This is a genomic window from Paeniglutamicibacter sulfureus (assembly GCF_030512175.1).
In the GTDB taxonomy this organism is placed as follows: Bacteria; Actinomycetota; Actinomycetes; order Actinomycetales; family Micrococcaceae; genus Paeniglutamicibacter; species Paeniglutamicibacter sulfureus.
Map to the genome: position 1 here is coordinate 2,243,041 of NZ_JAULBL010000002.1, position 26,392 is coordinate 2,269,432.

Genomic DNA, 26,392 nt, shown 5'->3' on the forward strand with positions numbered 1-26,392 from the left:
AAACCACCCTGACCAACGCAGCACCAGGCGATGCGACGCACAATACTCGGGAAGGCGTGGTATTCCTCAACGGTTGATAAAGTCGTTTTCATGACCCCCGTTAATTTCGTTCGTTTGCATGACATTGAGCCCTTGATCCGCGCCAAGTGGGCGGCCAAGGCGCCATTCTCACTAATTCGTATCGGTGATGGCGAGCTATCTGTACTCCAGTACCCGAACGTACCGGCGGTCCGGATCCAGTATGTGTTTCAGCGCGCCATGTCCGATCGCCCATATACGGATGCCGAGGTCGGCGATGTCCGCGCGGGGATGGTGCAGGCGGTCAACTCGGCCGATGTTGTGGGCATGTACGACTCCTATGAAGCTAACGAGTTGTGCGTCGTCCACGAAGAAATGCTGTCCGACGCCGGGCTGGGGTGGATGACAGCCTGCCACCCGAACGTACATATCTACATGCAGAGTACCGGAGTGCTGGATCGTCTACTTAAGATAGCGCAACGGGTCACTCTGATTACTGGCCGTGATGTGCTTGACCAGTTCGAGGACGCCTACCCGCACATTACTGCGAACCAGCATTTAATACCGGTGGAGCGTCAGTATGCCCTGAACGGCGACAACAGGGATCAGCACTATCCGGACGCTTACGAGCGGATCAAGGACCGGCTCCGCCCGGACGGGCCATGTCATCTCTACTTGATCGGAGCTGGCCTGCTCGCCAAGGAGTATTGTTCGGTCGTCAAGTCCCGCGGTGGGTTCGCCTTGGACATCGGGAGCGTGTTCGATTATTGGGCGAACGTGCCGACCCGCGAGGGTAAGCGGGCCATTGTTGACGGCCAGGCGGCGTTGGCGGGCGAGTCCAGGTGGCCTGGTATTTTCTTGGGTTCTACGCCCGACCCGTCTGCTTTGCAAGCTTCCCCATACCGCGGCATGTTCCGCCCCCAGGAGATTACGCCCCGACCGTGATGTCCCAGGGCTCCTGGAATGTCGCTAGCGTGAGCTGAATCGGATCATTTCAATGATTCTCCCCGGGGTAACGGGGGTATCGAAGGTGCCGAGAGGCTTTGGCTAGGTTTTCCTGGCCGAGACATTTGAGTATGGTGATGGCTATTCTCCTGCAGGATGGTTACGATCCGCGGTCTTCGCCGTTGCGCGTGGTGTTTTCCTACAGAAAAACGGCATCCCCTTAGTGGAGGCCATTTTCACTTCCGTAGTGACAGCGCACTCAACCCGCCAGCTGCGCCGGGCTGGCCTGGTACGTCGGCACCGAGGTCACCGTGTAGAAGGTTTCCAGATGCCACTTTTGCTTCCGACTAGCCAGGATTTCCGGGTGATCGGCATTGCTTGGAATGAGTTATGGGTGAGCGCTGAGCTTTGGGCCGTTTTGGCTGTGAGGGGCGGTGGCGTGCCTGGGCGGGTACGAACTGACCCAACCGGTTCTCGCAGAGTTCCTTGAAACCGAGTGAGTCCACGAACGAGGTCAGCACGTTCAGTCCGGCGTGCGAGATGAGCGACTGGCCGGTCGGGGCGACAGGAACTGCGGGGAAAACTCCGGTATTCTTAAGCATCGAAAGGGTGCTCCCTTGAATCAGGAATATTTGGCTTAGACACCTTTATTTTCCCAGTTCAGAGCACCCTTTCGTCTGTTAAACACATCCTCGGGCCGGAACCCTCATGAAAATCCCGGGCTAGGATCTCGTGCTTGACCTTCCCGTCCCGGCGGTAGGTGCGGCGTACCAGGGTGGCAAATATGCCTAGATGGTACGGATGTTCCACGTAAGTGGTACCGGCCTTCCGGACAGGTGGTACCGGGCACCGGATCTTGATCCTTTTCCCGGCACCACCTCGGTGTTCCCGCTTGTGGGTGTGCGGGCGGTGTTTACTCCCAGAATTCCTCGCTGGCGCGGGCCTGGTCGTGCTTGGTCCGGCGCATGTCGCGGTCGCCCATCAGGATCCAGCGGGTGTTGTTCGCCAGCCTGTTGACGATGGAGTCCGCCGCCACCCGGTCGGGCAGGGCCTGGACCCAGTAGCTGGGATCGGTTTGGGCGGCGATGACGGTCGGGAGACGGTGCTCGCGGTCGGCGAGGATCGCGAAGAGGTCGCTGGCCGCGTTCTGGTCGATCCCGACGGTGAGGAAATCATCTATAACCAGCAGGTCAACCTCGGTTAGCTTGTTGAGCAGTTCCTGGTGCGCGATGGCATCGCTGCGGGTCGCCACGAGCTTGCGGGCCAGGTCGTCCATCCTGGAATAGGACACGGTGTGCCCCGACTGGCAGGCCGCGTTTCCGATGGCGCAAACCAGGTAGGTCTTTCCGCCGCCTGAGGGCGAGATGACGATCAGGTTCATCGGGTCGGCGCTCCACTGGTGGGTGGCATATTTGTTCATGCTCCGCTCGCTGATGGACCGGCCGTCGAGGTAGTCGATCTCGGCCAGCGAGGCGCCGGGGATGGGGAATCCCGCCTGGCGTGAGCGCTTGGCGATGCTTTCGGACCGCCGCTCGGTGAGCATGTCGTCGGCCGCCTCGTGGAACAGTTCCTCCGCGGTGAGCCGGTGGTTGGCCTCGTCGTTGGCCAGTTCCTCGAACTTCGAGGCCAGGCGGGTGATGCGCAGGGCCTTGAACTTTTCATGGGCTTCGGGGCTAAACATTGCGCTGGCCGCCGATCTTGTAGTGGTCCGCGCCGCGCACCATGACACCGGGCTGGCCCGGGTCCGAGGTGGTGTTCTTCTCGTTGCTTGCCGCCGGCACCGGCGGGCCGCCGGCCTGGGCATCACCGGCAATGGCGGCCATGATCCTCTTGAGCGTGCTGTAGGTGGGATACCCGCCCAGGTTCAGCGCCTGCTGGCAGGCCGCCTCCAGGCGTGCCTTGTTCTTCTTGCCCAGCCCGCCGAGGATGTTCTGGCAGGGCAGGTAGCCCTGCGCCTCGATCGGGAAACGGTCCAGGACCTGGGTGATCACCTGGACGGTGGCCGGTCCGAAGCCGCGTGCCAGATCCAGGAACCACTGCCGCGACCAGAGCCCGTCGATATTCCGGTGTTGCTCCGGGGCGTGCTCCGGCACCGTGGAGTACTGGCCCTTGCGCCCGAGCTTGCGGGCGTGCTCGCAAACGATCTGCTGCCCGTCGAAGATCGTGACGGTGGTGCCGGTGAGCCGCACCCGCAGCGTCCTACCCGCCAGCTGGTAGGGCACCGAATATTGCTGGTAGTCCGCGCCGACATGGTAATTTCTGCCGACCTTGAGTTCCTTCCACTCCACCGACTCGAACCGCAGCTCGGGCAGCGGCAGCAGGAAAGGAGATTCCTCCGCATCGAAGCGTTCCTGCCGCGTGGTTCCGTCGGGTCGGTGGATGCGTTCGTTGATGTCCACCAGGCGTTCGGCGATGGCCTCGTTCAGCTCGGCGAAGGTGGTCCAGGTTTCCTCGGCCAGGTAGCCGATGACCCGCTTCTCGACCGTGTTCACCATCGACTCGACGTGGGCCTTGTGGCGCGGGCGGTACGGTGCGGCCGGGACGATCGCGGTGCCGTAGTGCTCGGCCAGCTCCCGGTATCTGGCGGTCACCACCCGCTCGGTGTCCCCGCGCTGCCGCCGGTGCACCGCGGTCGAAGCATTGTCAGGCACGATGATCTGCGTGACCCCGTTGATGAAGGCCAGCGCGTCCACGTGGGCCTGGTTCCAGGCGTCCTGCTTCATGTTCGCAAACGCCTCGCAGAACACCAGCCCCGAGAACGGCAACGAGGCAACAAAGAGGTAGGCCTTGTGCAGCTGGCCGGTGACAGCGTCCTGCACGTCCAGGGTGTCCCCGACCCAGTCGACGAACATCGACTTGCCCGGCTCGTGGCGCAGCGTCGCCACGACGTCGTTTGCCTCGGCGAACCGGCCGAAGAGCTCGGCGAACTGCGAGTACCGGTACTTCTTCCCGGCACCTGGCGCGGCATCCATGTAGCGGGTCCAGGCCTGCTGGATGGTGAAGTGCCGGTTCGATTTCATCGCGGCGACAACCCGTCCGAAGTCGGGCTGCACGTACTCCGAGGAAACGTTGCTGCGCCCGTCGGGGAACAGTGCGGCGATATCCGCCGCGCTCATGGTCCCGCACTGCTCCGCGGTGATGCCGCCGGATTCGATAGCCTTCTTCACCATCGACACGTCGCGGCGTGAGCATTTCGTCGACACCGTGATCTCCGCGTAGCTGCGGTGCTTGAACAGCAACGACATGATCGCCCTGTGGTCCACCATTTGCGTTTCTCCTGTCTCGGATTCACGGCGCCGGATGCGCGGTGAATCCGTCCAGCGAAACACGGCGAAACCCCAAGCGGTACCACTTACGCGGAAATGGGGTACCACCTACGTGGAATGGGCGTACCAACTAGGCATATCTGCCACCAGGGCGGATTGGTAAACGACATGAACGCCGGCTTGGTTGGTCCGGTGGGTGGTGTTGAGGGCTACGTGCATGCCCTTGGTGTCCGGTTCCACGGCAACAACGGACGCCTGCGCGTCTGGAATCGGAGGATTTTTTGTGAAAACTTCAGGTGGCTTCGTTTTCTAGTCCAAAACGCGGAAATGCCCGGGAACCGTGCGGATCCGGGGTAGATTTCAAATGTAATTTCAGGCTAGACCAATGCAACTTCTGCGGCGTGTACCGCTTTTAACCCGAGGGCGTGATAATCCCATCCTGCATCGATCCAGTTCGTGCGATTTAAGACATTTCGTCCGTCGACAATCGTCTTGGAATCGACTAATAGGGCAATTTGCACCGGATCCATTTCACAGAACTCTTGCCACTCTGTGAGGAGAAGCACGAGTTCAGCTCCTTCCAAAGCAGCCTCGAGCGATTCGCTATAGGTTAGCCGCGGGAACCGCTTGGCGGAGTTCTCCATGCCCTTGGGGTCGTAAACTCGAACGTCGGCCCCTTGTCCATAGAGACGGGCAGCAATATCTAGTGCCGGCGAATCGCGGACATCGTCGCTGTTCGGCTTGAAGGTAGTCCCCAAGACAGCGATCTTCTTCTTGTTCACTCCGTTGGTGAGTGAGTGCGCAACATCGATGACGCGTTCGCGTCTGCGTAGATTGATGTTATCGACCTCATGCAAGAAGGCCATGGTGCGGTCTAGTCCGAGTTCGCTGACTCGTGCTTGCAGCGCCCTGATGTCTTTAGGGAGACAACCACCACCGAAACCGACGCCGGCGTTGAGAAATTTCCGCCCAATGCGTGCGTCGTGGCCGATTGCATCTGCGAGGGTTCGAATATCGCCGCCAACCCTTTCAGTAACTTCGGCAAAAGAGTTAATGAATGAGATCTTTGTTGCAAGGAAGGCGTTCGCCGCGACCTTTACCAGCTCCGCGGTCTCAAAGTCCGTAGTGATGAATGGAGTGTCTCGGAGGATGGCCTCCGCGTACACTTCGCGTAGAGCAGTTATCGCGGTATCGTCGTCGGCTCCAACGACGAGACGATCCGGCTGAAGGGTATCCTGAACGGCAAAACCTTCGCGCAAGAATTCAGGGTTCCAGGCAAAGCTGATGTTGACGTTGGGCCGCTTGACGCTTTCAACTAGGTTTTGCAGGCGCCGGGCGGATCCGACAGGTACTGTCGATTTTCCGACAATGACGCAATCATGCGTCGCCGAAGTGGCAATTGCGCTCACCGCTTCGTCTACATAGGTCATGTCAGCGCCTCCTTCGCCTTCCTTCTGCGGGGTGCCAACAGCGATGAAGTGGATGTCCCCAAAAGCCCCAGCTTCTTCGATAGACGTCGTAAATTTGAGCCGCCCGGAGCTAAGATGTTTGGTCAGTAACTCTGGTAGATCAGGCTCATGAAAGGGGAGCACACCACGGCTCAGTCGCTCAATCTTGTCTGGGTCTACATCAACTCCCAGCACTTCGAAGCCCAACTCGGCCATGGCCGCTGCATGTGTGGCTCCAAGGTAACCGGTACCAATTACCGTCAGGCGAGGACTGTTGGCGATGGTTGAAGGTGTGATCTTCATAGTCCGATCTCCAAGCCAAGGCGTGCCGTTGAGAGTAGGTAGTGCAAGTTTTTCCATTCCTGAGTAGATGTGTCAATTTCATCGGGCACCACAATGGTTCCCGCGTCGAGGTCTTCGGCAAAAAGGCATGCCATTGCGATGAATGGATACCAAGACGCTAGCCCATCCGCTGACACGTGAAGCCATGCGTTGGATGCCACCGTGAGGCCATTGATCCGGCGTATGGCCCCACTAGCCTTGTCTGATGGAAGTACTTCCAGATAGCTCTCCATCTGATTCTCTGGATCCAGAAGGCGTTCCGGTATTGGATTGTTGCGCACTAGAATCAGCTTTCTTTCACCGATTGGCAGCCTTTTTGCATGATATTCAATGGGCTGCAAATCTAGCTGCACCGGTGTGGCAATCACCTTCATCGCGTTGGCGACGGCTGGAGAGAACTTATGTGGCATGTGTACCGGGCCGCCAAACGTACGGCCGAATACTAGGTATGCCGCAATTGCCTGCCTGTCCCAGTGGCGGTCCGTTGGACCGCAATCCATCCAGAGGTTTGAAATGTACGGGGCTCCGTCATAATCCCCTGGTTCGGCGAAGAATCCAGTTTGTCCGTCAAGTTCGCTCAGCCACGTGATGATCATGCTTTGACCCCGGCTTCAGTTGATGCGTGATTAACAGAAATGGAAAGATCTAGTGTTGGTCTCGCCATAACATTCATCACTTCAATAGTCGCCAATGAGAGCCAGGAAACCCACTCTGTGCCAGTGTGATCCAAAAGGAAAGTATAGGAACTGGTGGTTCCATTTTGTTGGATATCTCTGGACGAGCCGACGACCGCTGTTTCGTTCAACTGCCGTAGTACATCAGTAGGTGTCCCGCACGCGGTAACCACAACAGTTCGTTTGTGGCCCATATCGGTCAAGATGGAGCGTGCAGTCCCTGCGAGGTATTGCCTAATTGTGATCGCCGGATCCTCGTCGTACAAAATCTCGTCATCGGACGAGTTGGTTCTGATTTCAGCGACTATGGACTGTGCATAATTAGTCGACGTAAGTTTCGCAAGCTTTGCGGCAGATATCAGGCCAGAACCCATAAGCGAACCCAGCTCTTGTCCATCATGCGATACCGACACGGCGTCCGCTACGGCCGCTCCAGAAACCAATTGTGGTGCAGCTGTCCACCTACTCACTAGGTGATCAGGTAGGTATGGAAGCAGGGCTGTAAGCTGATCCGCCAAACGAATCTTTGTCCAATCCGCGGCACCCCGTTGTTCCTTCATCTCAGTTGAACCCTGAGGCGTGGTACCGAACGAAAAAACTTTGCGAGCCTGACGCGCGGCCAACTTTTGGGTGTGTTCGTCTGAAACAGTTATCTGCCCCGGGTGCATCCGGCGCATCATCAAAATTTCACCAGAGTGAACAAACTTGAAACCGGAACGAACCATCCTCAGTGCCAGGTTGTTATCAACACCACTCGAAAGCGATTCATCGTACCTAAGGCGCTGCAGAATTCTGGTTTCAAGCAGCCAAGTTCCATGTCCTGGCGCACCACCTGAGTCATTGATCGTACCCGAATTGAGAGCCCTCGATTTGTAGAGCTTCATTTCGCCCGATTCATCATCGAAGTTCACGAAGGATCCGAAGCTTCCATGAATACCCGCTTCCAGTACGTCAAGCTGTGACTGAAGGCGCCATGGGGTCATCAAATCATCGTCATCATGGACGGCTGTGTATGCGCCGAGTGACTCGTCAGCCGCTCGATTCCTTGCCGCGGCGACGCCTGATTGTTCCTGGAAGAAGTATCGAATCCGAGGGTCGTCGAATTGCTCAATAACCTCGCGCGTACCATCCGTTGAACCGTCATCAACGATGACGATTTCAAAGTCTTGCATGGTTTGCCCCAAGACCGAAGTGATGCTTTCAGAAAGGTACTGAGCGCGATTGTGCGTGGCAATTGCCACAGAAACCAGGGGAGGAGCGCCGTTGAGACGGTGAGTCCACATTCTTGTGTTTCGCACGAAGGATTTGTCTTTGTAAACAATGTTCTTGTTGTACTGGACGGCGTCGCGACCTTCTTGTGCGACTTCGATAAGTTCCCTAGTTGGTTGATGCCACATGTGGTACATCCGCGCATTAGGATGATCCACCCAGAGGAGACGTTGTCCAGCACGTTTGGCACGAGTAGCGAAGTCGATGTCCTCACCTCCGTAGGTGTGCATACGCTCATCAAGCCCACGAATACGTGCATAAACATCGCGGTGGACGGCCATCATACCGCCCATGCCCCATCGCGGTCGCAGCCGTGAGACGCTTTCGAACGTGTCCCAATTGAATCCCGCTTCCGCGACTTCTTGGTCGCCCCAAGTCTTTGGTAGGTCACGGCACTGGAGCAACAAGCAAAGTGTCGGATCGTTCAGCAGGGTCGTGCCGATCACTTCAAATGAATGGGGGCTAAAGATCATGTCAGCGTCGGTCGAGACTAGGACCGCCCCTCTTGCCTCGGCGAAGCCGGCGTTCAACGCACGCGATCGAGACCATGTTCCGTCGGTGGGGGTGAAGATGTACCGAGCGCCACTTGATTCGATAGCTTCACGAGTTACCTGCCCGTCATCAGAACCATAGTCTGAAACGATGACCTCGCCGTTGAGGCTTCCAAACGATTCCTGAATGCTCTTAATTGCGAGCTGCAGACGCCGCTGTCCCCAATTTCGGAATCCAATTACTACGGATATATCAATGCTATTGCTCATGAGTCAAGGCCGATTTCGTCAATTCGTTGCAAAGTAGCTAATTCAAGTCCGGTTTCGGAGGTGTTGGTATGGGCGTAGAGGCCGCTAACTACATCCGTGCCAATTGGTGTACGCGAGGGCCAATTCACTAGCCGGATTTCCATTTTTCCACGACTAGGAAATTTTATATTTGCCCCTTTGCGGAGCCCTGGAGTTTCCGATGCCGGTGCATATACGTAATGGCTGTCTAGACCAGGAGACCAAGAGGTGTTAAGTACGGTTTCATCACTCTCGTCCTGGGGTATCCATTTCAATGTGGCTACAACCGATTTGGGTGCGACAGGAACTTTGTATGCAAATACCAGCCTGAGCTCGGATTCGTATCTGGCTGGATAGTAGACTAGACAATTCTGATCGGTGTGTAGCATCGGCGATCTTTCTGAAAACAGGCCGTCACGGCACATGGAGAGGGCGGCTTAGGAAGCATGAAGGATTAGTCTCAAGTATTCTAACTGATCAGTGAATGAACCCACGAAAACGCTGCTCTCACCATCAAGTATTCGGGGCTATTGGTCCTCGTTGATGCACTCCGACTTCTTTGGACATTTTGGTGTGATCACGTACAAACAACGTGAATAATTTCGCGGTTTGTGGCGCGTGCCGCCAAACAGCCCTAGGCCGTCGCCCATGGTTGCACTGTATGGACGGGGCCTTTAGTAGCAGCTGTGTAGCGAAGCGGTAGCAAATGTGCGGGCGTTGGAAAGCGTCTGGATGCGCCTTGGCCACCACGATGCTCCATGTCCACGAGCCGTACCGCGCGACCACGCTGGCAGCAACTGAGTGCGGACAACAATCCGCCCGTACTTCGTCGCCCGCTGGACCCGTGCCGGCCGGACGAGAGCTCCACGGATCGCCATGCGCTCCCGGTTCGCAATCACGAACGCTCCAAGCCACAGGTGGTCCACGCGATCTTCCGGCGCGCACCGGCGATCCAGACATGCATTGACGAAAGATAAGGCGTCCTGCACCATGCCATCGGGACAGTGGCCCTCGAATGCCCGTTCCCCGGCGTGACCAGGCGGCCACATCCTGGTCCGTCCGGTCAGGTGCTTATGGCTGTCGCCCTTGTTGGCCGAGCTCTAGTGGCATGGAAGTGCAGGCACGTACAGGGGCGGGTACGGATCCTCTCCGATGGTCGCTAGCATCGATTAGGGCAACGGGGTGATGCTGGCCCCGATGCTGCGGCCGGAAAACTAGAGCGCCAACTCCGCCGCCGCCGCACCACACAACCGTGCTCACCGAAGCCTTGGCCAATTGTCCGACTCGTTGCACGACCAGCATGGGAACCTGGCCGCGAAGAAGAGCCGGATTCGTACCGGCAGCGCCGAGGTCTCCCGCCAATTCGTGCACCAGTTGCATTCACAATGACTGCAGTCATCGACTTCCTTCGCCCTGCAGGTTCCCAGCTACCGTCTCATCCACTGGATCCAAAACAATTGTCCTGATCCGGCCCCTATTAGCGATGTCCTTGGTGCCTTTCGGCACCGGTGACAGTACCACCGGATCGTCAATTGACAGGGGGACTAAATCATGCCGGGACCGACAGGCAAGCAACCCCAGTCGTTCCTCACGGATCCGGCGGAGGGGCTACGAAAAAGGCAACGGGGGCATCGTTTTCATCGAACCTATTGTGGCCAGACTTGGCGGTGCTTGTGGTGAACCTCGTCTCCTGGATGAAGGTGGAGGTCCTGCCTGCAGGCCATGCCGCCGTGGTCTGGGACAGGAAAGGATAGTAGCGCTGCCGGCTGGTTTCGATCGCCCGGATACTCATCAGTAGCAGGCACCTCTCGGCATCGACACCCACCTCGCGGCAAGTCTCTGCGCGATTTAAGAAGAAGCCCGACTGGGGGATGGAAGCCGGCGCAAAGGCCAACAACACGGCCATCCCAACTTGTCCTGAAATCGGTCAGTCCGCCGTTCCCGAGAGTCACGGGATCCACGGTCTTAGGGTATGAGAAAAAATCTGGTCTAGCAGGAAGGCCCAGCCGTCGGCCGTTTGGTGGGTATCTTGGAAAGCGAACACAGCAACCGCCATTGTGTCGGGGATTTGGGCGATGATCGAGATACGCCAGCTTTCCGCCGTTTAGCTGTCGCAGCCCGGCACCGAGAACTGTGCATTCCCTGGACCAACAATCCTCGTAATAGTGATCAGCACGGCAACTGGGTATAGGCAGTGCCGATCACTATCCGCGACGGGTGGAGCTGCAGACAACCTCGCTAGAGACTCATCTTGGTGAAGAATCCCCGCAGTCCTTCATCCTTCCACTCATGCTCTCCGTAATATCCGGCCAGCTCAACAATCACTTCGCTGGACTGTTGCCTTTCCTCCTTGGAAACCCGATTCAGCTTCTCTAGATACCAACCTTTGATGAATCCCTCGAACCTGCGTTGTTTGTAGTCCTCCAGTAGTCCGATCTGTCCGAGCCATTGGGCACGGGAACGTTCCAGCGGAATGTACTTGCGGAAGAACGTGGTCCCAAGTGTATTTACCGTGGAGTTGGAGACTGCCGCGAAATATGTGTGGATTGGTTCTCCAAGAAGAGAGATCTGCGTGGCGTAATAGAGCATTTGCTGGAAGAAGTACGAGTCTTGACCGACTGCACCCACGGGCTGCTCGATGCCGAGGGAACGCAACCATGCCGTATTGGCCACGAGCGCCTGGATGCTCATGGGGGTGTAGTTGATCTTGGAGAGCACCTGAGCGTCTACCCCGTAGGTATCGGGCCCGACCTCGGTCTCGTAGATCTGCCGACGAAGGGTGCGTACGTTGTTAGTGAGCGTACGCCCCTGGGCATTGCGGAGCATGTTTCCGATCGCGAATTGAGAGTCGCTTCTCTCTGCTAGTTGAAGCAGCTTAGCGTAACCGTCCGACAAAGCTTCATTGTCCGGATCCAAGTAGGTAATCCACTCACCGGCCGCCATCTCCAATCCAACATTGCGTGGGCGCGAGGCGCTCCCGGATCCACCAGTTTCATGTAGGTAGGCGCGAACATTTGTGTAGTTGCTTGCCAACTCTTTGACTGTCGCTACGGTTTCCGGATCCGTCGAGCCGTCGTCGATCAATAGGATTTCCATCTGGTCAAAGATCGAGCTGCGGCGCAGGGACTCAAAGCATTTGTACCGCAAGTGGCGCCCGTTGTTGTACACGGGAACGACGACGCTTAGCTTGGCCTTGGGCACGGCAGCGATCTCCTCACGGTCACGTGCCGCAGCTCGCACTTGCAAGTTGTCTACGACATAATTTCTGTCGGAAGTCGCGGTTTCGGTATGGCCCTCCGAAACCCACGTCAGCGATCCGTGTGCTGGTGCTTGCCTGTCCGTGTAGTTATGTTGGCTGGTCCGCTCAAACGTGTCATCAGCCTTGAAGATGGATCGACTGTCTACGTACTTGGTTGCGTTGACCAGGTCCTGCAAATAGTACTGGCCATAGGAATAGGAGGCTTCGATGTCGCAAACGAGATCGACTCCGGCAGCCTCGGCCGAGATGGCATCGGTGAAGGGCTCCAATTTTCCGGCATAGTTCTGGGTATCTATGAATATCGCGACTGCAGCCGGCTCTCCGACAACTCCGATGCGCCGTGTTTGCTTTTCCTTGCTTGCCAGTCCACAGGCACTGAGCATGCAACGCATCCGGTCGAAATTCGCATGCTCGGCGTACGCAGTGCGCAGACCGCCCATTTGGTTTTCGTATAGGTGGTCGTCGTCGAGCGATGCGATGATGTCCTGCGTATCGAAGCTCGATTCGGGCATATAGACATTCGGGAACTGGTCGTTGACCCCGGCGTTGTAGTTCGAGAGTACTGTGCAGCCCATTGCCTGCAATTCCACTACTCGGTTCGCATACATGGTCGAGCTGCTAACGACGGAGTTCAGGTTGATCACGATATCGCTGGTGCGGTGGATCCTCAGTAGCTCATCGTGTGGCACAGTCGGTTCCACGTACGGCAGATAGCGCTCGGGGAACATGTACCTTTCATTGTCTAGGTCCCAGTTCCTGTCGATAATGCGCAAACGTCGACCTGACGCGATGACCCCGTCGAAGATCCGATACGCGGCGGCACGGCGCTCGCTGTACTTGTGGTTGTGCCATGAACCCGCGAAGAGCACGTCGCTGATTCGGTTCCGACGGCTTCCGACGGGATTGTGATGGCGGAAATCGACGCTGAACGGCAGAACATCGAACGCCTTTGCCTTCGGACAAGCAACCTTGTACTTCTCGATCATTTCCACGGCACTGGTGAAGACGAAGTCACAACGCTGTGCAGTGCTCAGGAATGCCTCGTAGTTGGGAGGATCCTCCTTGGAGTAGAACGCAACAGGGGTACCGAGGTCCTGATAGTACGGGATCAGCTCTTCTTCGATCAGCGTTCGTGTGTTGCTGTTATGCTGCGCGGCACCGACCCATTCCTGTGCAAGCCCGCGCCACGATGTCGTGACGAGCACCAAATCGAGTTCACCGGCAAAGTCGCGAAAGTTAGTCGGTGTCAGCGGAATGAAGAGAGCGGTGCTGACAAAGCTCTTGTATAGGAATTCGTCCGCAATAATCCCAATCTTCAGGTCAAACGGTGTGTACCAGCGTTGACCATTGGTTTCGGCACGGTTGACGATCTCTGAGTATTCATCCACGGCGCCCTGCCGTTGCTCATTGAAGTATTTGCGTCGTGCGTCGTATTCCGAGAAGTCTTTGGCTGGTTCGTAGAAAGGATGCGCTCCGGCCAGGGCTTCGCGATGGTACCGGGATTTGAGGTGCTTTCTCATATCGAATCCCATGGGAAAACCCTCCGGGTCCGTGAGCTGTGCAACGCGGCGCTTAATCGCTGATTGTCTCTTTTTCAAGCTCTTTTCATCCATGGTTTCTACTTCCCTGCCCGCGTGCGCCAGTACCACAGTTGGAGCCGACCAAGTCTGGATTTGCTCAAGGCATCATAGCGCTTAAGCAGGTTCGCCATGTTGGGATCGATCGCTCGTGGTGCATTCGCGGTTTCCAGATCGCTCTCGGTCATCGGATCCGTGCCAAGCACGAACTTCGCCGGAAGTTGTTTCAATGCAGCAGTGCCGTGCCCATGGCGGTCCTGAATGTCAATATATTCGAGGAGCTGCGCTTCTCGCTCGTAGAGTTTGACCAGTTCCTTCTTCAGCCGCTGGTTTTCCGCTTGGAGCTTCAGAGGCAGAATCGTGGCTCGTTCAGTTATGTCCGCCAATTGGCGGCCTGACGTGTTATTCATTTTGTCGATCGTTCCTTCATAGCCGTGCGGGTCACCGCAATTTTATTCATTCGTTAGCGAGGCGTATGGATTGTCGGTCAATATCCGTCGTCCGGGGTCAAAGTTGTTCACCGCGGAGATCTCGATCTTGGTCTTGCTCGCCGTTTCCCACGATTTCTTGGGGCTGTCGCGCAGCGACCGGATGCGCACTCTGATTTTCGAGTCAGCCGTAACGTTGGTGATTGAGATGGCGAAGGGCTCCGGCCAATGGGCCAGATCATGTTTGGCGATGTCCCGTCCATCCAGTTCTACTATCAGCTCCAAATATCGCTGACCGTTGGGACTTGAATATGAATTGTCAATCTGTATCTTGATGTCTGCTCGCAGTTTCGACCCCATGAATTGAACCAAAGGATATTCAACTGAAGCTTCATTGCCAAGTTTGAGGAATTCTTCGGGAATATACAACAGACCGTCAAATGGAACGCTTTTGATTAGGACGCCTTGTCGGTCCGAAAGCGAAATAGTTTGCAATGGTAGAACAGATCTATTCGGCACGGGCGCAGACGGCACCGTGCGTAGGTACTGTTCGTAGAGGTTGGGGGTTTCATTGACACCGAAGAAATTGAGGAACGGCGCGTTTTTGTTGATCAACTCACGGAACAGCACTCCGTCGAGGCGTTCCTGACCTGTAAACGACAAGGCAATGTCGATGATCCGCCGGTGGTTGAACGGTATGAATGTCTCGAAAGCGGCGTCGGTCTCATTGAAGACTTCTGAGAACCAGCGACCCATCCGTATCTCCCAGTAATAGAAGTCCAGGATTTCGTAGGACGGATCGATCCGGTCCAGCTGGACCTCCACGACTTCCTTCTCCAGCTCCTCCAAGATTTCATCAATAGCTGCTACCAGAGCCGGCCTCTTGACCCGAACCTGGCTACGCATCATTTGGCGAACACCTTCGAGGGGAGTAGAGAGATCAACAAAATCGTGGTAGTAGTTTCTCGCCGTTTCATTGAGGTTGCCGCGTAAATGAACTACGTCGGGTCCTGAAATGTGCTTGCGATACAGATTCAGCAGCCATTGACCGTGCAGCCCGGCAGAGTTCCTATTCATGATGTCTTGTTGCCCGCGATCAACTGGGGTCGCGTTCCCTCGGTCAAGCAGGGTGTGCTTGACATTGACGACGTCTAAAATCTGCCGGACTATGACATCATCCTTGTGAAGGGATTTTGCCCACCCGTTTCCTTCGTCAGGGGCTGTCGTGTAGGTGAAGGTGTGGAGGCTGTCCCAGTGCGGGCGTGCAATCGCAAGTGACGTTCGACTGTCAAGTCCGCCCGTGATCGACAATGCGATTTTGTGATTCCGCGCTAATGCCCGAAGCTGCTCGCTCCAGAGCTGATGGACCATATCAACGCGTTGTTCGTTCGATAGGCCGTGATGGGGGTTTGCCTCATGGCCGAAAAACCGTTCGCTCGTTCCCGTCTCAAGTTGGAGACGATGATTCGGGATTAACGACCGGATACCGGCGTATTTACTGTGGCTCCACCTGATACTCAAAGGAAGCTCGGAAAGGCGGCTCGTCGCTCGTCTGGCGCCGGTAATGTCGGCAAGCAATCTTTCATGAGAACTTAGGACGGTTGCTTCGGTGTTGTGATAAATCGAACGCATACCATGAGCGTCCTGATAAACGTAGCAACCACTTGTGCTTCGGATGAACAGCCCGTACCTGCCCGCCAAGTCGTATAGGGTTCCTTCGACGCCAGCGCTGCCGGACTCCATCCAAGCAGTAGCGATTCTTCTCGTGATGTTCAGCAGGTCATTGTCAGAAGTGTCGAAGGTAACGTAGTGCGCATGACCGAAAAGCACGACGGTCAAATCTTCGGCTTCCAATACTTCGTGGTGAAGATCAGGTGCAAACCAAAATGTGCCCATACTAGTATCTCGTCGAGCGAAGTGAGCAACATCGTCGGGTAGTTTCACGAAGTGCTTTGAGTAGACAAAGCCCCGCGGAAAAAGAGGAAAATTCATTGTTCTGCTGATCCCTTGAATTCTTCTGGCTGCTAGGGGAAACTGATTTTCGACCTTATCAGTCGCGCGGACCAGGACAGCTCGCATGGAAGTCTTCGCTTGAATTGTTCTGCAAATGTTCACACGCAGTATCTACGAAGCACCGCACATGGGGATATTTCCATTTGAGGACTTCGCGCTCTACATCCCTAAGATGCCCACCGTAACCTAGTTCAATTCCCCGTCGTGCGGCCAAGTTATCAGGAAACACGGGTGGCCTGGTAATTACAGCATGCGTAAGTTCCTTTCGACGCAATATTGACGGCATATCGCTACCACGTACTGGCCAGCGACATCATTGACTGACACGTTCGAACCGTTAAAATTGCATGGTCAGAATTGCCTCGCGCAAAGCCCTGCGTTGGTCTCCGCCGTCTGTCCGTTGGAGAAGTAGCTCGTCTGTTGATTTATTGAAACATGCGGTTGGTTCGGAATTCATCACGTGTCGGATTCAGAATGCGGACCCGCAAGAGCATGAATTTACGCTAGCTATAACATGGTTGTAGCGCTGGATTCGGAGCAATGTAAATCAAATAAATCTACTACACTTGAGTGGTCCGTCAAGCTCTGCAGGACGGCATAGAAATCAGCGCACGCACAACAGTAGGAACCCATCATCAAGAATTTGCGGATTGCTCTTTGGCATTTTAGGCAAGGCGGGCTGGAACAGCTGCTCCGTTGGAGACGCCGGAAATCCGCATTGGCCCAGAACGGCACCACTAGCATTGAAGGGCGGAAGATTCATTCCTCATGGAATGGCCCAATAGTCCTGGATTTTCCTCCGCTTCAAGCAAATGGGAAATCCGTTTTGGGGTCTAGACCGCGTGTGGCAGTAATTCTGGATGAATTTTCAGCTCAAGCTTGGGCATATGAGTGGGACTGTCTTGCAGTCAAGCCAGATACGTGGCTTGAGGAATTGACGGCTGCACCAGTTGACCTGCTTTTTGTCGAGTCTGCCTGGGCCGGAAATGGCAAAGCCTGGTCGTACCATTTGACCGGGACGTCCGCGCCGCGACCGGCCATCGTGAAGCTGGTGGCTTGGTGTAACTCCCAGCACATCCCAACGGTCTTCTGGAACAAAGAAGATCCACCCCACTACGAAGACTTTTTGGCTACTGCCCGGCTATTTGACACGGTGTTGACTTCCGACTCGACTCAAATTGAACGATACAAGGTGGATCTTGGGCATGACAACGTCGAGGCGTTGAGCTTTGCCGCCCAACCGGCAGTGCACAATCCCATTCGTCCACAACGAGGATTTCAGGCGCGTGATGTTGCATTTGCGGGCATGTACTTTGCTCACAAATTTCCCGAACGCCGTGAGCAAATGGACATGTTGCTCACTGGCGCGCTGGACGTGTCTGGGGCCATGGAGCACGGGCTTGAGATCTTCTCCCGGCAACTCGGCGGAGATTCTATCTACCAGTTTCCGGCGCCGTTCAACGATCGGGTGGTTGGGAGTCTCTCCTATGAGAAGATGCTCACCGCATACAAGGCCTATAAGGTCTTTCTCAACGTGAACTCCGTGGTTGATTCACCGAGCATGTGTGCGCGCAGAATCTTTGAGATCACTGCGTCGGGCACGCCCGTCGTGACCGCACCAAGCAGAGCGATTGCGGAGTTTTTTGACAAGTCGGAAGTACTCGAAGTCGGCACCCGCGAGGAATCGGCGAGCATGATCCGGTCCTTGGTCCGCAGCCGGGAGCTGCGTGATAGAACTGTGCACCTCGGGCAACGCAAGATTTGGCAGCAACATACGTATGCGCATCGCGCAGAACAGGTATTGCATGCTTCGGGAATCAACGTCGAATCGCCTCAACCTTCTTCAATGACACAGAGGGCAAGCATTTCCGCCCTAGTGTCCACCATTAGGCCGCAACAAATCGGGCACATCCTTGCCACAGTAGGCAAACAGGTGAACGTTGAAACCGAGCTTGTCTTACTGAGCCATGGATTCGAACTTGACGAACGTGCGGTACGGGCAGCGGCGCTCGAACATGGAATTGAAAACCTTGTTCTCATGCATCAGCCGCGAACAACGCCGCTTGGTGCGTGTCTCAATCTTGCAGCTGCCGCGGCGTCCGGGTTCTATGTCACGAAGATGGACGACGATGACCTTTACGGTTTCAATTACCTGCAGGACCAAGCAGCGGCCCACCGCTACAGTGGAGCAAATGTGGTAGGCAAGCAGGCACACTACATGTATCTGGCGGATCGTAATGCCACATTGTTGCGATTCGAAGAGCGTGAGCATCGGTTCACGGACTTGGTCATGGGGCCTACGATTTTCACGACCCGTGAAATGATGCAAGATGTTCCGTTCCTTGAATTGGGCAGGGGAGAGGACACCAACTTTCTCAGAGACGTTGTAGATGGCGGTGGAACGATATACTCGGCCGACCGCTTCAACTTTGTGCAGATGCGTTCAGTACAGGGCGAAGGGCATACCTGGTCAATCGAAGAGACTGACTTGCTCGCGACGGGTGTGGTGTCGTCATTCGGACTAAACGAACAGCACATCATGTTTTGATTCGGACTGCTGCTCCAAAATGTGGGTAGCTGTACTCGTACTGCTTGGGCGGCGGAAGATGCTGGACGAATCTGTCGCAGAATCGATGGATATAAGTGGGGTTATTGCTCCAGGAGATAGGTGGAAGATGTCAGTTGGGGCCGTGCGCGTTCTATTGCTGACGCATTCCTATTCTCCGGAGGTTTCGCCACCACAACGGCGTTGGGACTCGTTCGTCTACGTCATTCGTATGGCTGGCTGGAGAGTTAACGTCGTAACTCCAAGAACAGTTGAGCAATTCGACTCCACTTCGTCCAATCGACGGCTACGCTCAATTGAGGTTGGACCACACGGAGAACACATCCGTAGTTATCCGTCTATGAAGAAGCCGAGCCACATCGCCGGCAAGATCGCCAAAAACATCGTCGATGGCGCTTTGATGCTTCCGAGGGCTTTGCTCCAGGCGCGGCCGAGCATTGTGATAGCAACCGTTCCTGCGTTGCCGACAATGTTTATTGGATTCATCGTGGCGACCATTTTTAGGCGACCGCTTCTTTTGGAAATGCGGGATGCCTGGCCGGACTTGATCTCGGATTCAAGAATTCTTCGTTGGAAATGGCTGACTCGGCTGGCGCACGGGGCAGTCCGGGCCGTTCAACGTCGCGCGACAGTCGTCGTGACGGTGACGGACGGATTTGCTGACATATTGGCTCGCGACGGCGTACGGGCGGTGCAAACCATTCACAACGGGATCAGCACCAGACACTTTGAACCACTCCACGATCGTCCGAAACGCACAGATGCAAAGCTCCATGTGCTCTATCTTGGGAATCTAGGGGAAAGCCAGGGACTGGAATCAGTAATTCTTGCATCCACGATGGTGCCTGAGCACGTAAAACTGCGGATCGTTGGCGGCGGAACCGCTAGTGATCGCCTGCGCCGCTACGCAGAAAAAATTGATGCAAGAATCGATTTTCAGGCACCAGCCCGAGGCGATGCACTTAGATCTCACTATGAATGGGCGGATACCTGTGTGGTGAGCTTGCGTGACGATTGGGCCAGCTTCAACCATACGGTGCCTTCAAAGATTTATGAGCTGCTGTCTTTGGGCTGCCACATCACCGGAATAGTCAAAGGCGAAGCAGCGCAAATCATCTCCGACGCAGCTGCCGGCGATATCGTAGACCACGATCCGATCCACATAGCGGACCTATGGCGGCAACTGCTCACAGACAAGCAGAAACTCGATGTCGGAAAGACGGGTCGGGATTGGGTGTTTGAGAAAGCATCATTGGAAAAACTAGGCGAAAAGTACGTAGATTTGATCAACGGAATCATCACGAGTGAGAAAAAGCATGGCTGAAAGGGACTCGGTTAATAGTGGAAGCGACTTCATTCATGCGGTGAGGAGCCTGCGCACCGCTGCCAGAATCATCGGCGACAACGTGCTTGATGATCCAATCTACTTCTTTCTGCAGGCAGCGCGGCGCTTTGACTCTGGACTACTGGCTGAGATTGCTCGCGTTTTTATTCGCTTTCTCCCCAAACAAGCAGTCGAACTCAAGAGTGCGGGGCTACTACTGTCAGGCAACACATCGGGACTTGGTGAATATCTCAGGAGAGTCGATACGTCGACGCTTCCTGATAAGACTTTGGCTCGATTGGGTGACATGGCCGTCGCGATTCAAGATCCGGTGGGCGCCCAACACTTACTGAAGGAACGCGACTCAACGCACGTTGCATTGTGCAGAACTCGCGCCCGGCACGCCTGGTATTTGGGTGACATGCAAGGGGCGATCGATATCTTGGCATCCGTAGTTTCATCTTCCAATAAGCAGCTTCGTCACTACCAAAGTGAATTAAAAATTTTTCGGGGCGACCTGCCCAGAACCGTGATCGGCGAGCCCAGCAAACACGCTCCATCCGACCGATTTACGGCTCTGCACTTCCTAACGAATTCACTCCCGCACACAGGAAGCGGATACGCCCAGCGCTCGCATTCAATCATGACCTCCCTCAAAAGTTTGGGTTGGAAAATCGAGGTTCTCACGAGGGCCGGTTACCCGCTTTCTGTAGGGAACCTTCGGTCGAGAGAACTAGACGTAGTTGACGGCATCCACTACCGCCGAATTGTTCCGGCACATTATGAGTCGGATATGCGTTCGAAGATCCAGCAGCAAGCAGACGCTCTGGCCGAGGCCGTGATTCGATTGCGACCCAGCATTCTGCACACAACAACTGACTTCTCCAATGCGCTTGCTGTCATGAGCGTTGCAGAAGCCTATAACTTGCCGTGGGTATACGAGGTCCGCGGACAGCTGGCGGACACATGGGCCTCGACACGTCCAGAGGGTGCGAAGTCTTCCCAGCGCTATAGGTTGTTCAAGGAACGGGAAGCATTCGTTGCTTCTCGAGCGACCCACGTCGTGACCTTGGGTGAGGCCATGAAAGCTGAACTAGTTGAACAAGGCGTTCCAGACTCCAAGATTTCAATTGCTCCTAATGCCATTGGGGACGCGTTTCTGGAAGCGCCAATTGGACGCACGCAGGCACGTCGGATGCTGGGACTCTCCACGGAGCACCAGTACGTGGGCACCGTCAGTAGTCTGGTTGCCTACGAAGGATTGGATCTTTTGATCCGGGCCGCTGCACAACTTATTCCAGACAATCCGATGCTACGCGTCTTAATAGTCGGAAGTGGTGTTGAAGCTAACAATCTCAAGGAACTGAGCAAATCGCTCGGTATTTTTGAGCATTGCATTTTTCCTGGTCGGGTCCCGCGGGAAGATGCTCGAACCTATCATTGTGCGTTGGATATTTTCGTTGTTCCGCGCAGGAATCTTTCGGTGACGCGGGCAGTAACCCCACTGAAGCCCGTCGAGGCCTTGGCCTGTGAAGTTCCCGTCATTGCGGCGGACCTGCCAGCCTTACGCGAGCTCGTTGTGCATGGCGAAACAGGACTCCTGGTGGAACCAGACGACTCCAATCAACTGGCTCAGGCGATGAGGACATTGTTGCGGCAACCATCGAAGAGAGCTTCTATGGGGGCCCAGGGGAGAAAGCAGATGCTCGCCGAACGCACCTGGGCTGCCAACGCGCGAAACTTGTCTAAGACATACAAATTGATCACCGACAAACTGCAATGAATGGATGAATGCAGTATTCTGGTCGAGGTTACGAATAGTAGCCTTCTGAACTTCAGTGCCTCGGTTGTTTTCACGCCTTGGTACGCCCACTATAACCAAGGGGAAACGTCATAGTGACGAGTATCAAAGAAGTTGCCGTCGTTGGACTTGGCTACATCGGACTGCCGACTGCAGCAATTCTTGCTTCGAAGGGCATCATCGTCAGGGGAGTAGACGTCAATCCGCGCACGGTTGATGCCGTAAATCGCGGTGAGGTTCCGTTCGTTGAACCTGCACTAGGTGACTTCGTTGCGGCTGCCGTGGCCAACGGAACGTTGAGCGCCAGCTTTGATACACCGACCGCAGATGCCTACATCGTGGCCGTGCCGACTCCCTTCAATGCCGACCACAGCGCCAATCTGTCCTACATCGAAGAGGCAGCCGACAAGATTGCCCCGCAGCTTCGTGGCAACGAACTCATCATCCTTGAGTCCACTTCTCCTCCCGGTGCAACCCAACATATGGCTGACCGCTTGTTCGCTGCCCGTTCCGATCTGGACTCTGCGAGCCTCCATATTGCTCACTGCCCTGAGCGCGTATTGCCAGGCCGTGTTATGGAAGAACTCGTCACGAATGACCGCATTGTCGGTGGCATCACGCCCGAGGCCGCACAAATGGCCAAAGGCCTCTACAACGTCTTCTGCGAGGCAGAAATCCTAGTTACGGATGCCACGACCGCCGAGATGGCAAAGTTGGTTGAAAACTCCTTCCGCGACGTCAACATTGCTTTCGCCAACGAACTGTCGGTGATTTCCGATAAAGTCGGCATCAACGTGTGGGAGCTTATCGAGCTGGCAAACCACCACCCGCGCGTAAACATTCTGCAGCCGGGACCCGGTGTTGGCGGACACTGCATCGCCGTTGACCCCTGGTTCATCGTCGCTGCCGCGCCCGAGGAATCCAAATTGATTCGCCAGGCACGCGAAACCAACGATGCAAAGCCTTCATGGGTCGTGGACAAGGTCATCAAGTCGACTGAAACGCCCGGTTTTAACGGCAAGGTTGCCGTTTTGGGTCTGGCGTTCAAGGCCAACATCGATGATCTTCGCGAATCCCCGTCCATCGCGATCGCCAAGTCTCTGTCCGAAATGGCTCCTGGCGTTGAACTCCTCTTGGTTGAGCCACACATCCAAGAGCTGCCCAAGGGCCTGGCTGGAATCCGCAACGTATCCTTGTCCAACACCGAGGCCGCCCTTGAAGAAGCCTCCACCGTCGTGGTCCTGGTTGACCACGACCAGTTCAAGGCAGTTCCCGCTACCGCCCTGGCCGGCAAGGATGTCATCGATACTCGCGGATTGTGGCGCTAGGCTGTTGACAGCACGTCGAACCAACTCAATATTCGCCCCAACGGATAGGTTATCGTGAAGAAAATCATGCCGATTTACGGCACCCGACCGGAAGCCATCAAGGTGGCACCGATCGTGAAGGCCCTGCAGGAATCCGAGCTTTTTGATTGTGTGGTGACAGTTACCGGCCAGCATCGTGAGATGCTCGACCAGGTCAATGTACTCTTTGACATCACCCCTGAATACGATCTCGACGTCATTCAGCCGCGGCAGACCCTCAACTCGTTGCTCACCAAGACCATCAATGGTCTGGACGCGATCTTTGAGCAGGAAAAGCCGGACGCCGTCGTGGTCCAGGGGGACACCACCACGTCCACTGCAGGCGCCATTGCCGCGTTCTACCGGGGCATCCCGGTGGTCCACGCCGAGGCGGGGCTTCGCAGCTACGACATCTTTTCTCCGTTCCCGGAGGAAGCGAACCGCAAGATGACCTCGCAGATCGCCAGCTTGCACCTTGCTCCCACCACGCTGAGCCAGCTGAACCTGATCAACGAGACCATTGATCCGAAGACCATTACGGTCACGGGTAACACCGTCATCGATGCCCTGTTCACCGTGGTTGAAAAGAACATTCCGTTCGGCGACCCCAAGCTTGAAGTGCTGGTGTCCTCCGGTCGCAAGATCGTCCTGGTCACGACGCACCGTCGCGAGAACCAAGGCGAGCCCATGCGCGGCATAGGCCGCGCCTTGGCACGCCTCTCGGCTGCTGAACCGGAGGTTGAGTTCATTCTTCCCCTGCACCGCAACCCCGCCGTGCGTGAAGCCCTGCTGCCGGAGATCGAGGGGCGCAAGAACATCACCCTGACCGAGCCGCTGGCCTACGGTGAATTCACCCGGCTCATCGCCGCGGCAAACATTGTGCTTACCGACTCCGGTGGCGTGCAGGAAGAAGCTCCGAGCCTTGCAAAGCCGGTACTCGTCATGCGCGAGAACACCGAGCGCCCGGAAGCCGTTGTCGCCGGCACCGTGAGGCTCATCGGCACCGACGAAGAGAAGATCTTTGAATCGGTCGAGCTCTTGCTCAATGATGCTGCTGCCTACGAGCAGATGGCCATGGCGACAAACCCGTACGGTGACGGCAAGGCAGCAATCCGCACGGTTGCAGCTATTGCCGAGCTGCTTGGCGTTGGCAAACGCATGGAGGACTTTGACTCGAACTTGCCCTCCGAGGACAGTCTGGTGAATGCCGCGAGCATGTAGTTCGAAGCACATCAAGAGGCACTGATTACCAACGCCAGGTTGGAGATCAGTGCCTCTTTTATCTGGCAGCCGTCGCTACTTCGCCAGCGGTCGTCCAAGCGTGAAATAGGACCGAAATCGGTGCCCGAAAACTAGGTCGAGGCGATTCCGGTCTCATAAGCGATAACAACGGCTTGGACTCGATCCCGTGCGTTGAGCTTGGCCAAGATGTGCCCCACATGCGTCTTGACCGTTGCTTCGGAAAGAAAAAGTCCGGCGGCAATTTCCGGATTGGACCGGCCCAAGGCAATCAATTCAAAGACTTCGCGCTCTCTTCTCGTTAGGGACTGCACCGCCACGACATGGGCGCTGTCAGGAAGGGTAGAGCGTCTTAGCATCGGCGCTACATGGTCAAGAAGGCGCCGGGTGGTGGACGGCGCGATGACTGCATCCCCGCGGTGGACGGTACGGATGGATTCCAGCAATTCTTCCGGAGGAGCGTCCTTGAGCAAGAAGCCACTGGCGCCGGCCTGTATTGCGGCCAGCGCGTACTCGTCCAGGTCAAAGGTCGTGAGGACAATGACCTTGGGGCCAAGTGCCGCCTCGGATGGTCCTGAAAGCAACAGCTCGGTCGTCTCTATGCCGTTCTTTTCCGGCATGCGCACGTCCATAAGAATGACATCCGACGCGACAAGTGCAGGGGAGGCGATGGCCTCGCGGCCGTTGGATGCCTCGGCAACAACCTCAAGATCGGCCTGGGAATTAATGAGCATCCTAAAGCCGCTGCGGACCAGGAGCTGGTCGTCGACCAGGGCGACGCGGATGGGGTTTTCTTTTGGCAAAGCTCTTAGTCCTCGGTGTAGGGGATGAATACGGAAACGCGGAAGCCTCCGCCGGGTGCGGGTCCTGCTTCGACGTGACCCTCGTAGAGGGCAACTCGTTCGGCCATTCCCCGAAGGCCCTGGCCGGATGCGGAGCTTCCCAGGGCACCGGCCCCGCGCCCGTAGTCAGATACCAGCAGCTGGAGTCCCCGATTGTCCCAGCGCAGAGTCACGCCGGCCGCGGCTTCGGGTCCGGCGTGCTTCAGGACGTTGGTCAGGGCCTCCTGCATGGCCCGGTATACGGTGAGCTCGGCACCTGCCGGAAGCCCACGCCGAGCCGTGCCTTCCTGCGTGAAACTGATGGCCAAGCCGCTCATGCGCGTGGCATCCAGCAATTCGGGAACGTCGACGAGGGCGGGCAGGGGACGGGTTGAAGCCTCCTCATCGCTGCGCAGAACACCCAGCAGCCGGCGCATCTCGCGCAACGAGCTTCGTCCCGTCTGTGAAATGGTCGTGAGGGTTTCCCGGGCGATCTCCGGATCGTGTTCACTTGCGTAGCGCGCACCATCGGACTGCGTGATGATCACCGACAGTGAATGGGCAACGATATCGTGCATTTCTCGCGCAATGTGGCTGCGTTCGTCAGCGGCGGCCAAGGCGCGTTCCTGCTCCCGCTCAATTTCAAGCCTCCGTGCGCGGTCCTCGAGCGTCTGCAGGGTCAACCGTCGCGTGCGGGCCAAATCCCCAAACGTCCAGGCCACCAAGACCAGGAGGCCGAGCCCGATGAAATTCCGCACCGCAGCTTCCGGTGAGCTGCCTGCGGACCAGGCCCCCACTCGAATACTGGCGAGAAGTGCGCCCATGAATCCCGCGGCGAGACCAGCGAATGACTGCCAGCGTCGTCCATAGGCGGCCAACGAATACACTGTTATCGGCACGGCAATTTGGGAAGGCAATAACTCGTCGGTGACTGCAACTTGGATGAGGTGGGCGAGGACAATGATTCCGGCAGCCAGCCCAGGATGCCGGCGTCGCCAAATCAATGGAAGCGTTTGGACGGTACCCAGGATGGCCAATTGCCAGCCGTTTCCCGAAACTCCAAGCATGATTCCGGCGAGAAGCCCGAAGACGAGCCATATCCCGAGGCCAAGGATCAGATCGACCTTGTGTGGATTCTCGCGAATCCACCTATCTAGGCTGCGGTGTGGCGTCATCGAATCCTGCACGGGCAATGGGGCTGCTTCTTCTTACTTGATTAGCCTACGGTGTTGAAGGAGGGCAATCGTCATGCCGTGGCATGAGAATTGGAGCGTAAT

General features: G+C 56.3%; 16 protein-coding genes and 1 pseudogene. 6 read left to right on the forward strand and 11 right to left on the reverse strand.

The window, feature by feature from the left end:
• The first annotated feature begins 90 nt into the window (after nucleotides 1-90).
• Entirely contained in the window at nucleotides 91-963 is an 873-nt protein-coding gene (locus Q2T94_RS16920) for a GT-D fold domain-containing protein (RefSeq protein WP_302265885.1), read from the forward strand.
• A gap of 422 nt (nucleotides 964-1,385) precedes the next feature.
• Here Q2T94_RS16920 and Q2T94_RS16925 read toward each other — a convergent pair.
• From Q2T94_RS16925 to Q2T94_RS16965, 9 genes and pseudogenes are all read right to left on the reverse strand, one after another.
• Nucleotides 1,386-1,565 (reverse strand): annotated as a pseudogene (locus Q2T94_RS16925) (IS1380 family transposase); the annotation flags it as partial.
• A 311-nt stretch (nucleotides 1,566-1,876) separates the two neighbouring features.
• Entirely contained in the window at nucleotides 1,877-2,644 is a 768-nt protein-coding gene (locus Q2T94_RS16930; RefSeq protein WP_302262618.1) for an ATP-binding protein, read from the reverse strand.
• Nucleotides 2,637-4,229, reverse strand: a complete 1,593-nt coding sequence (istA, locus tag Q2T94_RS16935) for an IS21 family transposase (RefSeq protein ID WP_302262617.1) — start codon at nucleotides 4,227-4,229, stop codon at nucleotides 2,637-2,639. The genes Q2T94_RS16930 and istA overlap by 8 nt, the downstream gene beginning before the upstream one ends.
• Before the next feature lie 377 nt (nucleotides 4,230-4,606).
• Nucleotides 4,607-5,980, reverse strand: coding sequence for a UDP-glucose dehydrogenase family protein (locus tag Q2T94_RS16940; RefSeq protein WP_302265886.1), 1,374 nt, complete (start codon nucleotides 5,978-5,980; stop codon nucleotides 4,607-4,609).
• Complete coding sequence (locus tag Q2T94_RS16945; protein WP_302265887.1) at nucleotides 5,977-6,615, reverse strand: hypothetical protein; 639 nt, start codon at nucleotides 6,613-6,615, stop codon at nucleotides 5,977-5,979. Before Q2T94_RS16945 ends, Q2T94_RS16940 begins: the two co-directional genes overlap by 4 nt.
• Nucleotides 6,612-8,723, reverse strand: coding sequence for a glycosyltransferase family 2 protein (locus Q2T94_RS16950; protein ID WP_302265888.1), 2,112 nt, complete (start codon nucleotides 8,721-8,723; stop codon nucleotides 6,612-6,614). The genes Q2T94_RS16945 and Q2T94_RS16950 overlap by 4 nt, the downstream gene beginning before the upstream one ends.
• A 2,256-nt stretch (nucleotides 8,724-10,979) precedes the next feature.
• Nucleotides 10,980-13,613 carry a glycosyltransferase gene (locus tag Q2T94_RS16955; protein WP_302265889.1) on the reverse strand — a complete coding sequence of 878 codons (2,634 nt, stop codon included), beginning with the start codon at nucleotides 13,611-13,613 and terminating at the stop codon, nucleotides 10,980-10,982.
• A 5-nt stretch (nucleotides 13,614-13,618) separates the two neighbouring features.
• Nucleotides 13,619-13,987, reverse strand: coding sequence for a hypothetical protein (locus tag Q2T94_RS16960; protein ID WP_302265890.1), 369 nt, complete (start codon nucleotides 13,985-13,987; stop codon nucleotides 13,619-13,621).
• Nucleotides 13,988-14,029: 42 nt separating this feature from the next.
• Nucleotides 14,030-15,997, reverse strand: a complete 1,968-nt coding sequence (locus Q2T94_RS16965) for a hypothetical protein (protein WP_302265891.1) — start codon at nucleotides 15,995-15,997, stop codon at nucleotides 14,030-14,032.
• A gap of 865 nt (nucleotides 15,998-16,862) precedes the next feature.
• Between Q2T94_RS16965 and Q2T94_RS16970 the strand changes: the two genes are divergently transcribed.
• From Q2T94_RS16970 to wecB, 5 genes are all read left to right on the forward strand, one after another.
• Nucleotides 16,863-18,566: a CgeB family protein gene (locus tag Q2T94_RS16970; protein WP_302265892.1), complete on the forward strand. Its 1,704-nt coding sequence runs from the start codon at nucleotides 16,863-16,865 to the stop codon at nucleotides 18,564-18,566.
• A 229-nt stretch (nucleotides 18,567-18,795) separates the two neighbouring features.
• Complete coding sequence (locus tag Q2T94_RS16975) at nucleotides 18,796-19,908, forward strand: glycosyltransferase (RefSeq protein WP_302266453.1); 1,113 nt, start codon at nucleotides 18,796-18,798, stop codon at nucleotides 19,906-19,908.
• Nucleotides 19,901-21,691 (forward strand): glycosyltransferase family 4 protein, encoded by a 1,791-nt coding sequence (locus tag Q2T94_RS16980; RefSeq protein WP_302265893.1) that lies wholly within the window; start codon nucleotides 19,901-19,903, stop codon nucleotides 21,689-21,691. Before Q2T94_RS16975 ends, Q2T94_RS16980 begins: the two co-directional genes overlap by 8 nt.
• Before the next feature lie 113 nt (nucleotides 21,692-21,804).
• Nucleotides 21,805-23,037, forward strand: coding sequence for a UDP-N-acetyl-D-mannosamine dehydrogenase (gene wecC / locus Q2T94_RS16985; RefSeq protein ID WP_302265894.1), 1,233 nt, complete (start codon nucleotides 21,805-21,807; stop codon nucleotides 23,035-23,037).
• A gap of 54 nt (nucleotides 23,038-23,091) precedes the next feature.
• Complete coding sequence (wecB, locus tag Q2T94_RS16990) at nucleotides 23,092-24,276, forward strand: non-hydrolyzing UDP-N-acetylglucosamine 2-epimerase (RefSeq protein WP_302265895.1); 1,185 nt, start codon at nucleotides 23,092-23,094, stop codon at nucleotides 24,274-24,276.
• Between the two features lie 131 nt (nucleotides 24,277-24,407).
• Here wecB and Q2T94_RS16995 read toward each other — a convergent pair whose 3' ends face one another.
• Nucleotides 24,408-25,097, reverse strand: a complete 690-nt coding sequence (locus tag Q2T94_RS16995; RefSeq protein WP_302265896.1) for a response regulator — start codon at nucleotides 25,095-25,097, stop codon at nucleotides 24,408-24,410.
• Between the two features lie 5 nt (nucleotides 25,098-25,102).
• The gene (locus Q2T94_RS17000; RefSeq protein WP_302265897.1) at nucleotides 25,103-26,290 is read right to left on the reverse strand and encodes a sensor histidine kinase; all 1,188 of its coding nucleotides are present in this window, start codon (nucleotides 26,288-26,290) and stop codon (nucleotides 25,103-25,105) included.
• Between the last annotated feature and the right edge of the window lie 102 nt (nucleotides 26,291-26,392).

Coding starts and splice junctions, on each gene's coding strand:
- Q2T94_RS16945 (WP_302265887.1), bottom strand. CDS start 6,615: ATGATCATCACGTGGCTGAGCGAACTTGACGGACAAACTGGATTCTTC.
- Q2T94_RS16920 (WP_302265885.1), top strand. CDS start 91: ATGACCCCCGTTAATTTCGTTCGTTTGCATGACATTGAGCCCTTGATC.
- Q2T94_RS16965 (WP_302265891.1), bottom strand. CDS start 15,997: ATGAATTTTCCTCTTTTTCCGCGGGGCTTTGTCTACTCAAAGCACTTC.
- Q2T94_RS16950 (WP_302265888.1), bottom strand. CDS start 8,723: ATGAGCAATAGCATTGATATATCCGTAGTAATTGGATTCCGAAATTGG.
- Q2T94_RS16930 (WP_302262618.1), bottom strand. CDS start 2,644: ATGTTTAGCCCCGAAGCCCATGAAAAGTTCAAGGCCCTGCGCATCACC.
- Q2T94_RS16975 (WP_302266453.1), top strand. CDS start 18,796: ATGGCTGGCTGGAGAGTTAACGTCGTAACTCCAAGAACAGTTGAGCAA.
- Q2T94_RS16940 (WP_302265886.1), bottom strand. CDS start 5,980: ATGAAGATCACACCTTCAACCATCGCCAACAGTCCTCGCCTGACGGTA.
- Q2T94_RS17000 (WP_302265897.1), bottom strand. CDS start 26,290: ATGACGCCACACCGCAGCCTAGATAGGTGGATTCGCGAGAATCCACAC.
- istA (WP_302262617.1), bottom strand. CDS start 4,229: ATGGTGGACCACAGGGCGATCATGTCGTTGCTGTTCAAGCACCGCAGC.
- Q2T94_RS16980 (WP_302265893.1), top strand. CDS start 19,901: ATGGCTGAAAGGGACTCGGTTAATAGTGGAAGCGACTTCATTCATGCG.
- Q2T94_RS16960 (WP_302265890.1), bottom strand. CDS start 13,987: ATGAATAACACGTCAGGCCGCCAATTGGCGGACATAACTGAACGAGCC.
- Q2T94_RS16955 (WP_302265889.1), bottom strand. CDS start 13,613: ATGGATGAAAAGAGCTTGAAAAAGAGACAATCAGCGATTAAGCGCCGC.